Origin of the sequence: Halanaerobium polyolivorans, assembly GCF_020711195.1 — a bacterium.
GTDB classification, from domain to species: Bacteria; Bacillota; Halanaerobiia; order Halanaerobiales; family Halanaerobiaceae; genus Halanaerobium; species Halanaerobium polyolivorans.
Genome location: NZ_JAJFAT010000005.1, coordinates 46,622 through 59,394 on the forward strand (window position 1 = coordinate 46,622; position 12,773 = coordinate 59,394).

Genomic DNA, 12,773 nt, shown 5'->3' on the forward strand with positions numbered 1-12,773 from the left:
CAAATCATCCTTTCTTATTAAATAATTAATTTTAAAGATCTCTATTTTTAAACCATAGTTTAAGATCAGAAATAATATTTTGATCATAATTATTATTTAAACTTTCAAGAGCTGAAATTAAATTTTCCTTTTTAAATTTTTTGCCTTTTAAATTTTCTGCAAGCTCGATAAATAAGCTGCTTTCCAGTGAATCGGTATATACTTCAACTTCTTTGATAACAGCTTTAAGCAAATTAAGCTGTATTTCTAATTGCCCCCAAGCAAAGCTATTTTCAAAAATAATATCAAACTCTGTCCCTGCTCCATAACGCCATTCCCAGGAAGCATGTTTATTGTAGAGCTCATTTAGCTCTTCCATGGTTGAAGGTTGATAGGATTTTATTTCTTTAGGCTCTACATAAACTTCAGCAAAACTTTTTGCCAGTTCTTTTTTTAAGATATCAAGCTTTAAATCTTCATTTATTGACTTCAAATTCACAACCTTAGAGCGAACTGATTCTATACCCTTAGATATTATTTTTTCCTCTGAAACTTCTAAAAACTTAACAAGTGTTTCAAGATCACTATCAAGCAGGAGTGTGCCGTGGTGATAGGCCTTTTTTGAACCAAAATAAAATGCATTACCTGAAAATTTCTTTTCACCACTAATAAGGTCATTTCTACCAGAAAACTCAGCATCTATACCTTGATTTCTTAGCGCTTTTAAAATAACTGATAACTGTTTATGCAGATCATAATTTTTTCTTCCCATTAAAAAAGTAAAATTTAAGTTACCTAAATCATGATAGACAGCTCCACCACCAGATATCCTTCTAGCTAAATAACCATTGCTTTCTTCTAGTTGGCTGCAGCGACATTCTTTCCAGGCGTTTTGATTCCTACCTATTACTACTGTATTATCATTTTGCCATAAGTATAATATGATCTCATCTTCAGCTAAGTTAGCTAATAGATATTCTTCTAAAGCTAAATTATACCAGGGATTAAAATCCTCAGAATAAACAATTTTTGAACTCTTAATCGACATTATTGAATTTCTCTCCTATTGAAAAAATCTATTTTTATTCTTCTTCCCACAATTCTTTAATTTCTTTGGCTATTCTATATGGTTTGCTTAAAAGTCTTTTCGGCAGAGAAAAAATTATTGATAATTTCTTTTCTTTCAACTGCTTACTTAATTTAAATGGTTCAGTTAAAATATGCTCTACTGTATCAACGGTATAATGTTCTAATAGTTCTTTTTTATCTATTCCATGAACATTATCACACTTTTTACACTTTATACGCTGAATCTCATCATGAATATATATTACAGTATGAGGAGTTTCTTCATCACATTTTACACAATAAAGTGTAGTATCTACTTTTTCCATTTTAAACTTACACCCCCATTGAATTATCAAATAATCATTATCCAAGCTTAATATTAAATCTTAGTTGAAGATTTAAAGTATAATTTGAGTCTATAATGATTATAAAATAATTAAAGCAAAATAGCAAAAATATGGTACAAATAAGAAAGAAATTAATAAATTCTATAAATATTTTTAAAACCAGAGGTTTCTAGCTAAAGAAACCCCCGGCTGATATAAAGTTACTGTTTTTTTAATATTTTTATAGTAGTTCCTTTATTTATTTCAGGTAATTTTGATTTTTCAAGATTAATATCACCAGGTAACTGTGCTTCTGAATTGCCATTAAATCTTAAAGTAGCATGACCTAAACGGCTCATGTTTTTATTTACTACTTCTCCCACAGCTGTTATTTGATATTTTTTCTCATCTATTTGAATATAATCGCCTGCTTCGATTTCTCCTTTAAGTTCTGATGTAGTGTGAATAACTGAGATCTCTGCTAATTCTGCAGGTGCATTGTCATTAAATAATATAATTAAATCCTGCTCTAAAAACTCTTCAACTTGATCACCTAAAGCAGTGACCTCAATTTCGTATATAGCTTCCAATTAAGACTAACCTCCTTATTTTTGCTGAAAATGATATGCTCAACAATTGATTTATGAATAAAGACCTATACTTGCAAAATAAGCAATGATTGTTGCAGCTGGTCCTGTTATTACCCTAGAGATCAATACTGCTGGCACACCAATTTCCTGTGTTTCTGGATCTGCATCTCCTAAACTCAATCCTACAGGTACAAAGTCACAACCAACCTGAGGGTTAATAGCAAATAGTGCTGGTAATGCAAAATGAGGTGGTATATTTCCTCTACCTATTTCTACACCAATAATTACACCGATAATCTGTGCAATAACTGCTCCTGGCCCAAGAATTGGAGACAAAAATGGAAGTGAGGCTATAACTGTTAAAGCAAGTAAGCCTGGTAAAGTACTAGCTAATGGTGAAAGGGTATTAGCAATAATCTCACCTAAACCTGTAGCATTAATAATACCAATTATAGTAGCTATAAATGCCATAAACGGAATAATATTTTTAATTAACTGATCAATTGTTTCACGCCCAGCCTGATAAAATACGCCTACAACTCCACCCATTACTCTACCTATATTGGCAATGAATCCTGTGATGCCGCCATTGCCATTTCCTCCATTGCCGCCTACAGATTTAGCTGCAGCTGCTGGAGTATCTGCTTCTACATCCTTAGTACTTTCTCTAACACTTGCTTCTTCATCTGTATATGAAATATTCTTCTCTTTTACTCCTGATACATAAATGTCTTCTTTTATATGTTTAGCTAAAGGACCAACCTGTCCAGCTGGTGTTAAATTAATGGTTGGAATTCTTTTTTTAGGATAAACACCTGCTCTGGCAGTACCTCCACAATCTATAACAACACATAACATTTTTTCTTCTGGAACACTAGTTTTAAAACCGTCTCTGGCCTCTGCTCCTGTCATATCTGCTATCTTCTGTGCTACTGGATCGATTCCACCACCTGTTATTGAGGCTACAATATTTTTCTCATCTGTTGGTTTAAGTACTAATGGACCTCCCCATCCGTTGCTAGATCGAGTAATTTTAACTGCTTTATAACTCACAATATTTCCTCCTTTATAAAAAATATAATTAGTTTTTTATTATGCAGCATCCTGAATAAATTCGTCAAAGCCTTCTAATTCTATACCATCTTTTCTCATCATCCAAACAGTAATTCTTTCAGTTACAATTCCTCTAATCAGAATAACAATTACACCCACAACAAAATAACGAATCGCTAATGCTCCTAAACTCAAACCTAATTCTTGAATACCATTAGCTATCCCCATATAGACGAACAACTCGGCTGGGTTTGCATGTGGGAAAAGACCTAAGATTGGATGAACAAATGATACAGCTGCATCATAAAAAGCCGGCTTATATCTTTCTGGTAAAAATGTGCCAAAAGTATAGGCCATCGGATTTGTCAAAAAGAAAACAGCCATTATAGGTAATAAAGTATAGCGCAGTATAATATTACCACCTATTTTAGCGGCAAATTTGTTTACTTTTTCTTCACCAATTAAGTTCTTAACAGCATAAACAGCAGTCATCAAAGCTACTAGAGTTGGTCCAATACCTGTTAATAATCCTACAAAAGTTTCTCCACCTTCATTAAATAGGCCAATAAACCATTCAGCGGCCATTGTTAACATTTCCATAAATTACACCTCCGTAATTTTTTAAAAAATACTGCCCAAATACAAAATTCACTCAATACGCCTTCTACCACCTCCAGGTAAATAATATTTTTTAAGATTAAGCATTATATTGGGAAAATTTATTTTTCAATTATAGCTTATTTGAATTTTCAAATTTTTATAATTATTTTATTTTTCTAGTTTCTTTTTTAAGTTCTTAAGTGCCTGCTCTACAGCTTCCTGTTTGCTATCTTTTTCAAATTCCAGTTTCTCAACTTCTTCAAAGCTAAGACCTTTTAATGCCTCATCCTTTTTAAAGCGAGCAAAAACAGTTACTCCAAACAACTCTTCTGCTTCTGTAATCGTTTTTTGATCACTGCTCACCAGTAAAACTATAGCACCAATTCCAAATTTTTTACTTACTTTGCCAACTCCAAGCGTACCTTTAGTTCTCAACTCCTGCATTCTTTGCCTGAAATTAGCCATCTGCATAAAGGTAAAAACCGCCTGCAGAATCCAAGCTACAATAATTACAACAATAATAGGGGCCCACATTAATAATCACACCCTTTTTCTAATACTTTCTCAGCAGTGATTTTATCAGTAACTAAAACATCTAAAAAACCACCTTTAAGTGCTGCATTTATAGAATTGACCTTTCCTTCACCACCAGCAACTCCAACAACTGTTTCAATTTTTCTTAATTCCTCTAATTCAATCCCAATTATTCTCTCATTTATTTCAGTTGGACAGAGCTTACCCTCAGCATCATAGAAACGTGAGCAAACATCTCCTACAGCATTATATTTTTTTAACTCTTTTTTCTCTTCTGCTTCGAAATTTAGTCTCTCAGCCAACTCTTTGATTGAACCAATCCCCACAAAAGCTATATCTACATTTTTGGCTCTATCTAATAGTTCTCTAGTTTCCTGGTTATTAATCAAATTCTCTTTAAGCTCTTTATTGTCAACAATTGCTGGGGCATAAAGAAAATGGCCTTCTCCATCATATTTATCTAAAACATTTTCAATAATTACATTAGAATGAATATCTGAATCTATTTTACCTGAACCTCCAACTAAGGTAATTAATTCTAAGTTTTTAACCTTATTATTGAAACTTAAATTTTTAACCATAGCCTTAAGAGTTGAACCCCAGGAAAAACCAATTTCCATATTATTTTGCACAAGGTCTTCAAAATATTCAGCAGCAACTTCACCTATTTTATCTTTAAGATTATCAAAAGATTCATCATAATCACAGACAATTGCATTTTTTAAAGAAAATCTATTCATCAACCTTTCTTCTAAATCAAACATATTACATTTATTTTGCACATCAACAATTTTAAATTGAACTATACCTTCTTCTTTAGCCTCTTTAAGCATTTTTGAAACAGTAGGTCTGGATAAATATAAGCGGTCAGCTATTTCCTGCTGAGTTAAATTTTCATTATAATAATACTTTGCTGCTTTTAACTTATTACAATATCTCTGATTTGTCATAACAAAATCAACTCCCGTTTATAATTGTTAAAAATATACACATTAACAATAATATCAAAAGTTTTCACATAAAGCAAAGCAGCAAAATATTATTTAAAGTTGGTATTTTAAAACATTACTTTTGCCGGAAATTCTAATAACTCTTTAATATCTTTTAAAAAGCTTGCTGCTGGTGCACCTTCAACCAAACGATGATCAAAGGCAAGACTCAGCCACATCATTCTTTGAATAACTATTTCGTCATCTACTACTACCGGTTTTTTCTTGATTTTTCCTACCCCTAAAATACTGCTTGCTGGGGAATTGATTATTGGAGTAAATATTTCAGTTCCATACATTCCTAAATTAGTTATAGTTAGCCTTGCCCCACTTAAATCTTTAGAATTCAGCTTATTGTTTTTAGCTTTTTCAATCAATTCTTTTTTAGCTTTAACAATATCTTTTATATTTTTATTTTCTAAATTTTTAAGTACTGGCACAGTTAGTTGATCTCCTAAAGATACTGCTAAACCAAGATTAATACTATCATTATAAACTATTTTATCCTCTTCTAAATAAGCATTTAAAATCTCATGTTTTTCCATTGCAGCTGCCACAATTTTTATTAAAATATCAGTAACTGAAACTTTTAAGTTCTTATCACTCTGCTGTTTATTCCAGCTATCTTTTAGCTCCAGTATTTTTTCCATATTTACTTCATTTGTTATTGTTACATGGGGAATCTCTGTCCAGCTTTCTTTAACCTTTTTAGCGCTAGCTTTACGGATTCCACTCAGTTTTTCAATAATGTCTTTTTCTGAGCTGTCAGTTTTTGCTCTTTCTCTAACTTTTCTTTCTTTTTCTAGTTCTGCTTTTGAATCAAGATATTGATTTATATCTTTAACTCTGATCACATTATCTTCAGCACCAGCTTCAACTTTATTTAAGTCAATATTATTTTCTCTGGCAATTCTTCTAACAGCTGGAACAGTTTTTATTTTATCTAGAGTAATTTCTTGGCTATCTTTAGAGCTTTCTGCATCACTTTCAATTTCAGCTTTATCTGCTTGAGATTTTGGAGAAGACTTTTCTTCTACTTCTTCTTTTTGGGCTGAATCTTTTTTTGGTTCAGTTTTAGCTATTAGTTCTTCTATATCTTCATCTTCTTCACCAATATAAGCGATAACATCTGTAACAGGTACAACATCATCTTCTTGATAGAGCTTTTTTAGTAAAATTCCATTTGCAGGTGATTCAATTTCGAAATTAGTTTTATCACTTAATACTTCTAAAACAACTTCACCTGCTTCTACTTCTTCACCTTCATCTATAAGCCAATTTACTATTTGGCCCTCTTCCATTGTCATACTTAATTTTGGCATTATTAATTCTGAAGCCATTATTTAATACCTCCTAGTCTAAAATATCTAATACGCCTTTGATGATTTTTTCTTCGCTTGGAATAAATTCAGACTCAAGAACTGGGGAGAATGGCACAGGTGTATTGGGACCAGTTATTCTTTTGATAGGAGTTTCGAGATAATAGAAAGCTTCACTATCAACTATTCTAGCTACTATATCGCCACCAATTCCACCCCTTCTGTGGGCTTCATGAACTACTACAGCTCTTCCAGTTTTGCTAACCGATTTAACTATGCTTTCCATATCTAAAGGTACTAAAGTACGGGGATCTAAAACTTCGGCATCAATACCCTGTTTTGCTAGTTCTTCCGCAGCCTTAAGAGCTTTAAATACCATATGAGAAGTAGCAATAATTGTTAGATCTTCTCCTTCTCTTTTAATATCTGCTTGGCCAAAGGGAATAGTATATTCTTCTTCTGGTACTTCACCTTTTTCTCCATAACCTTTTTTATGCTCTATAAACATCACTGGATTATCATCTCTAATTGAAGTTTTCAATAAACCTTTAAGATCATAAGGAGTTGAAGGCATAACAACTTTTAAACCAGGAATGTGATATAATAAGGCTTCTAAACTTTGAGTATGTTGAGCACCTGCTGCAGCTGCACCTGCTGGCATTCTTAAAACAAAGGGTGCATTCATTTGGCCACCAAACATGTAATGAATTTTTGCTCCCTGATTTATGATCTGATCAGAAGCAATAGTAATGAAATCCATAAACATCATTTCGGCAACCGGTCTCATCCCCATTAAAGATGCACCTACAGCTGCTCCAGCAATTCCAGCTTCTGAGATAGGTGTATCCCTAACTCTTTTTTCACCAAATTTATCTAATAAACCATTTGTTACACCAAAAGCACCACCATAAATTCCTATATCTTCACCAATCAGAAAAACATTTTCATCTCTTTCCATTTCTTCTCTTAAAGCTTCATTAACCGCTTGTCTTCCAGTTATCTCTCTCATTATAATTCGACCTCCCCATCAACATATACATCATCATAAATATCTTCTTTATCTGGAAAAGGACTTTCCTGAGCAAATTTAACTGCTGCTTCCACTTTTTCATCTATTTCTTCTCTGATATCCTCAATTTTTTGTTCATCCAATATACCTTGTGCTTTGAGTTCTTCTTCAAATTGGGCTATAGGATCTCTTTCCTTCCAGGCTTTTTCTTCTTCTTTTGTTCTATAAACTTTTGCATCACTTTTTGAATGACCCTTCCAGCGGTATGTTTCTGCTACTATTAAACTTGGCCCACCATCTTGTCTGGCTCTCTCCACAGCCTCTTGTACAACTTCATATACTTCCATTATTTTATTTCCATCTATTTTTACACCAGGTATATTATATGCTTTTGCCCTTGCAGATAAATCTTGAATATTAAATGCTTTTTCCACAGATGTAGACATCCCATATTGATTATTTTCACAGATGAAAACAACCGGCAAATCCCAAACTGAGGCCATGTTTACTGCTTCATGAAAAGCACCTTGATTCATAGCTCCATCACTAAAGAAGCATAAAATCACTTCACCATTTTCCTGCATCTTAGCCGCTAAAGCAGCTCCTACAGCAATTGGAATTCCTCCTCCAACAATACCGTTAGCACCTAAATTATTGGTATCAGAATCAACTATATGCAGAGAACCACCTTTACCCTTACATGATCCAGTAGTTTTCCCAAATAGTTCTGCCATCATCTCTTTAATATTTACACCTTTAGCAATAGAATGACCATGTCCTCGATGAGTACTACTTATATAATCTTTTTCTTCGGCAGCATTTATAGCACCTACAGCAATAGCTTCTTCACCAATATAAAGATGGGTTGTGCCCGTAATATCTCCATGAGATATAAAATAATCTACTTTTCTTTCAAATTCTCTGATTTCTATCATATCCTGATACATTTTCAACAATTTTTCCTCAGACAATTCCATTATCTGCACCTCCAAATAAAATATTAAACATCTGTCTCAAGTTAATTTCTTTACATTTGTTCTTTAATAAAACTTTTGTAAATTGCATCTTTATATTAACATCAATATTTTCTTGTGTCAAGGCATTTTTTAAATATTTAGAAAAAAGATATAATTAAGTTAATTGTGAATATAATCACTTGACCTTAGTGTTATAACAGGGAAGTTTGTTTTTCATTTCTAGCTTATATTTTTCCCTCCTTTGCTTTCCTTAGTTAAAAAATACAAAGCAAATCTGATTTTTTTACATATGTTTTGTGTTATATCATTTGTAAATAGCAAGTTTATGATAACAGTATAAATAAATTATGTCAAATGAGATTTAATTTTTACTCTGATAAATTGCATCTTAGTGATAGATGTGAAATAATATTTGACAAAGAAATAAGATTGTGATAATTTATAAATGTAGTTTACATTTGTAAAATAAATAAACATATGTAAAGTTTTTGCTTGTTTTTAAATTTCTTTATCATAAAATTAAAAGGGGGAAAAAGAGTGAGTAATGTATATCAAGATCTAAAAGAACTAGAAGCAAAAGGAGAGTATATTAAAATTGGTTTAATTGGAGCCGGGCAGATGGGCACAGATATTGTAAGTCAGGTAGCACAAATGGATGGGGTTAAAGTTCCGGTGGTAGCTGATATTGATATAGAAAGAGCTAAAAAAGCCTACCAATCGGCAGGGATCAGCACTGAAGATATTATTATGAGTGATGATGCAGAAGAAATGAATAACTATATCAAAGAAGACAAAAGTGTAGTTACAAGTGATGGTTTTGCTGTGCCAGAAGTAGAGAGTATTGATGTAATTATTGATGCAACAGGTATACCAGGAGTTGGGGCAAGAATTGGTCTAGAGACAATTAATAATAAAAAACATATTGTAATGATGAATGTAGAAGCTGATGTAGTAGTTGGACCTATTTTGAAAAAAATGGCTGATAATGCAGGTGTAGTATATACTGGAGCAGCCGGTGATGAACCAGGCGCCATAATGGAAATCTATAATTTTGCTAAAAGTTTAGGTTATAAGGTAGTTGCAGCCGGCAAGGGTAAAAATAACCCTCTTGATAGAAAAGCAAATCCAGAAAGAGTTGCAGAAAGAGCTAAGAAGAAAGGTACAGCTCCACATATGATGGCCTGTTTTATGGATGGAACAAAGAGCATGCTCGAAATGGCTGCAGTTTCAAATGCAACTGGTCTTGTACCTGATGTTCCAGGTATGCATGGACCAAAAACTACAATTGAAGATCTTCCCAAAGTATATTCATTGGAAAAAGATGGCGGAATCCTGCAAAATGAAGGTGTAGTAGATTTTGCTCTTGGTAATATTGCCCCTGGTGTATTCGTAATAGTTACAACAGATAATGAAAGAATTAAGTTTAGTATGAATTATTCAAAAATGGGAGAAGGACCTAATTACTTATTATATAGACCTTATCACTTAGCGAGTCTTGAAACTCCACTATCCGCGGTAAGAGCAGTATTATATAATGAAGCAACAATTGCTCCAATTGGAGATATTGTGACAGAAGTAACTACTATTGCAAAAAAAGATTTAAAGACTGGAGAAGAAATAGATGGTATTGGGGGATTTGCAGTCTATGGTTCTGTTGATAAAGCAGAAGTTGCAAGAGAAAAAAATCTCCTTCCTTTAGGTCTTAGTGAAGGAGCTATTTTAAAAGAAGATGTTAAAGAGGGAGAAAAACTTAGCCTGGATATGGTAGAGTTAAATAAAGATTCAGTTATCTATGAACTCTGGAAATTGCAAAAAAGATTCTTTAACTAAAAAATAAAAATATGCTTTTATGAGCTAATAAAATATACTTTGATAAACTTAAAATAAAGCCTGCCGTTCGGCAGGCTTTATTTTAATTATCATTTAAAACTTCAATGAAATCTTCAACTAATTCAGGATCAAATTGGCTGCCTGCACACCTTTTCAATTCAGCCACGGCCTCTTGTTTAGAAATGCTTTTTTGCTTATAAGTATTATCAGATGTCATAACCTCATAAGCCTCTACAATCGCAATTATTCTAGCAGCAAGCGGAATCTCCTTTTCCTTCAAACCTTTAGGATATCCTTTCCCATCCCAGCGTTCATGATGAGCTAATACATATTGGGCTATATCAATTGTATCAGAAAAGTAATTTAAAATCCTGTAACTGGTTAGGGCATGTAATTTTATTTCATCATATTCTTTAGGGCTTAGAGCAGTTGTCTTGTTGAGAATCTCCTCATCTACTGCAACCTTACCAATATCATGGTACAGTGCAGTATTAATAATTTTTTTAATTTCGGCCTCTTTTAAATTTATTTTTTTGGCAAGTTTAGCAGCTAATTCTGCTGTTCTATCAGCATGAGCCTCTTCTCTACTGCTCTTTTCATCTAAAATATTTGTTATATTTTCAATATGTTTAAGATCATTATCTGTTCTACTAACAGTTTTCTTAGAATACATTTCAGTTTCAGCTTCATCGATAAGTTTGATTATATCTTCTTCAGTTGAACTTTTAGTGCTTACTCCCATAGCAATCCCAGCTGATAAAGCAATGGTTTTTTTCTTGTTAAAATTTTCTTTTATTCTATTAACAACTTTTTCTGCATTTTCTCGCTTTGTTTGGGGAAGTAGAATTATAAATTCATCTCCACCCCAACGAGCAATTATATCATCTTCACGGCAGGACTCTTTAAAAGCCTCAGTTGCTTTGAGCAGCAATTTATCGCCAGCATTATGACCAAAAATATCATTAGTAAGTTTTAGGCCATTTAAATCTCCAATAATTATTGAGATTGGTAAGTTCCTAGCTACATTAAGTCTTTGTAGTTCTTCTTCAAAAAAACGTCTGTTATATAGCCCAGTCATTGGATCATGATAACTAAGATATTCTATTTTTTCTTTCTGTTCTTTGCTGGCAGTTTCATCCCTAAAAACCACCACAACTCCTTTAACTTTACCATCTTCATCTTTTATAGGAGCAGCTGTATCATCAATAAAATATTTACTTCCATCTTTTGCAATTAGAATAGCACCATCTTCTAGCTCATGTGTTTCTTCAGTTGCAAAGGCAAGCTCTACCGGATTTGAAAAATCTTTCCCCTCTTCTGCACTAATTAAATTTAATACAGACCTATAATCTTTTCCTTCTGCATCTGACTGATCCCAGCCTGTTAATTTTTCAGCAACATTATTTATCATTTCAACTTGTCTTTGATTATTTACAATCATTACAGCATCACCAATTGAAAGCAATGTTTGAAAATATTTATTTCTTTCAATAGCTAATTTTTGTTTGTTTTGATATTCTTCAGTAATATCTCTGATATATGCTCCAATACCATAATTGCCATTTAATAATTTAACTGGAAATTTAGTTGAATTATAGACTTTACCCCGCCACTTAATTTCTTTTCTAATTAATTCCCCTTTTTCCTGTACCTCTTTATCAGTTTTTCTGACAAACTCAGCAAATTCTGGTTCAGAAAGCTGATAATCATCAATACCTATAATTTCCTCTTTATCTTTGCCATAAAATTCTGCTACTCTGTCATTAACAAAAAGATATTTTAAGTTTTGGTCTTTTAAATAGACTAAACTATCATCAGCATCAATAAAAGTCTGCCTTAACTTGTTTAATCTTTCAATTTCTTTATTTCTTTTTTTGGCCCTTTGATAGTTTTTATAATATAAAAATGAAAATAAAAGCAGAATCAAAATAATTATTAATAGAGTAGTATAAAAATAATTGCTAATCTGTCTATTCCGTTCAGCTAGCTCAACTCTTGGAGTAACATCATGAATAATTGAAAGCAGTATCTCCCTTCCTTCAAAAACCTGAGGATAAGAATATACCTCAACATGCCTTGTTTCTCCACTTTCTAGCTGATGTTCAAATTGAAAGAAGTTTCTTTCTTCTCGAACTGCAGCTGCCATTTCTTCTTCAGTTTCTTCTGGACTTAAGACATTAATACCCGCTATATTGATTTCTGCAAGTTCTTCTTTGCTGTAACCATAAAACTCAGCTGCAGCGTCATTTGCATATAAAATTTCTTCACTTTCTTGATCAATAAATAACATTGGAGAGCCATGACCATCAAAAATATCTATAACATTATCTCTAACTTCCGGTGTTTCTGCACCAGCAGAAAGTGTAATTATTAAAACAAGCACTACTATCAGCAAAAACTTTTTCACGGTCAAGCCCCCTTTAATTTAAAATTTTCTTATAAAACTGAGCAATATTTCTATTATAAAACAATTCTTAATTGAAAACAACTATCAATTAA

The 12,773-nt window shown here is 32.5% G+C and carries 12 protein-coding genes; 1 reads left to right on the top strand and 11 read right to left on the bottom strand.

From position 1 onward, the window contains the following. Positions 1 to 31 precede the first annotated feature (31 nt). The 10 genes from lplA to pdhA all read right to left on the bottom strand — a co-directional run bounded on the left by lplA (position 32) and on the right by pdhA (position 8,444). Positions 32 to 1,027, bottom strand: coding sequence for a lipoate--protein ligase (lplA, locus tag LJ207_RS04710; protein ID WP_229344545.1), 996 nt, complete (start codon positions 1,025 to 1,027; stop codon positions 32 to 34). 34 nt (positions 1,028 to 1,061) lie between these two features. Continuing rightward, positions 1,062 to 1,373 (bottom strand): hypothetical protein, encoded by a 312-nt coding sequence (locus tag LJ207_RS04715; RefSeq protein WP_229344547.1) that lies wholly within the window; start codon positions 1,371 to 1,373, stop codon positions 1,062 to 1,064. Between the two features lie 221 nt (positions 1,374 to 1,594). After that, positions 1,595 to 1,963, bottom strand: coding sequence for a PTS glucitol/sorbitol transporter subunit IIA (locus tag LJ207_RS04720; RefSeq protein ID WP_229344549.1), 369 nt, complete (start codon positions 1,961 to 1,963; stop codon positions 1,595 to 1,597). Positions 1,964 to 2,014: 51 nt separating this feature from the next. Next, positions 2,015 to 3,016 carry a PTS glucitol/sorbitol transporter subunit IIB gene (gene srlE / locus LJ207_RS12490; protein ID WP_229344550.1) on the bottom strand — a complete coding sequence of 334 codons (1,002 nt, stop codon included), beginning with the start codon at positions 3,014 to 3,016 and terminating at the stop codon, positions 2,015 to 2,017. 39 nt (positions 3,017 to 3,055) lie between these two features. Further along, positions 3,056 to 3,616: a PTS glucitol/sorbitol transporter subunit IIC gene (gene srlA, locus LJ207_RS04730; RefSeq protein ID WP_229344552.1), complete on the bottom strand. Its 561-nt coding sequence runs from the start codon at positions 3,614 to 3,616 to the stop codon at positions 3,056 to 3,058. 168 nt (positions 3,617 to 3,784) lie between these two features. Next, positions 3,785 to 4,150 (bottom strand): transcriptional regulator GutM, encoded by a 366-nt coding sequence (locus tag LJ207_RS04735; RefSeq protein WP_229344553.1) that lies wholly within the window; start codon positions 4,148 to 4,150, stop codon positions 3,785 to 3,787. Next, complete coding sequence (locus tag LJ207_RS04740; RefSeq protein WP_229344555.1) at positions 4,150 to 5,100, bottom strand: sugar-binding transcriptional regulator; 951 nt, start codon at positions 5,098 to 5,100, stop codon at positions 4,150 to 4,152. Before LJ207_RS04740 ends, LJ207_RS04735 begins: the two co-directional genes overlap by 1 nt. Positions 5,101 to 5,207: 107 nt before the next feature. Beyond that, on the bottom strand, positions 5,208 to 6,479 hold the full coding sequence (locus LJ207_RS04745; protein ID WP_229344556.1) for a dihydrolipoamide acetyltransferase family protein: 1,272 nt from the start codon (positions 6,477 to 6,479) through the stop codon (positions 5,208 to 5,210). Between the two features lie 13 nt (positions 6,480 to 6,492). Beyond that, positions 6,493 to 7,467, bottom strand: a complete 975-nt coding sequence (locus tag LJ207_RS04750) for an alpha-ketoacid dehydrogenase subunit beta (RefSeq protein ID WP_229344558.1) — start codon at positions 7,465 to 7,467, stop codon at positions 6,493 to 6,495. After that, on the bottom strand, positions 7,467 to 8,444 hold the full coding sequence (gene pdhA, locus LJ207_RS04755) for a pyruvate dehydrogenase (acetyl-transferring) E1 component subunit alpha (protein ID WP_229344560.1): 978 nt from the start codon (positions 8,442 to 8,444) through the stop codon (positions 7,467 to 7,469). The genes LJ207_RS04750 and pdhA overlap by 1 nt, the downstream gene beginning before the upstream one ends. A gap of 537 nt (positions 8,445 to 8,981) precedes the next feature. Between pdhA and LJ207_RS04760 the strand changes: the two genes are divergently transcribed. Next, a complete protein-coding gene (locus tag LJ207_RS04760; protein ID WP_229344561.1) occupies positions 8,982 to 10,274 on the top strand; it encodes an NAD(P)H-dependent oxidoreductase in 1,293 nt (430 codons plus the stop codon). An 82-nt stretch (positions 10,275 to 10,356) separates the two neighbouring features. Here LJ207_RS04760 and LJ207_RS04765 read toward each other — a convergent pair whose 3' ends face one another. Beyond that, positions 10,357 to 12,681, bottom strand: coding sequence for a diguanylate cyclase domain-containing protein (locus LJ207_RS04765; RefSeq protein WP_229344563.1), 2,325 nt, complete (start codon positions 12,679 to 12,681; stop codon positions 10,357 to 10,359). Positions 12,682 to 12,773: the final 92 nt, after the last annotated feature.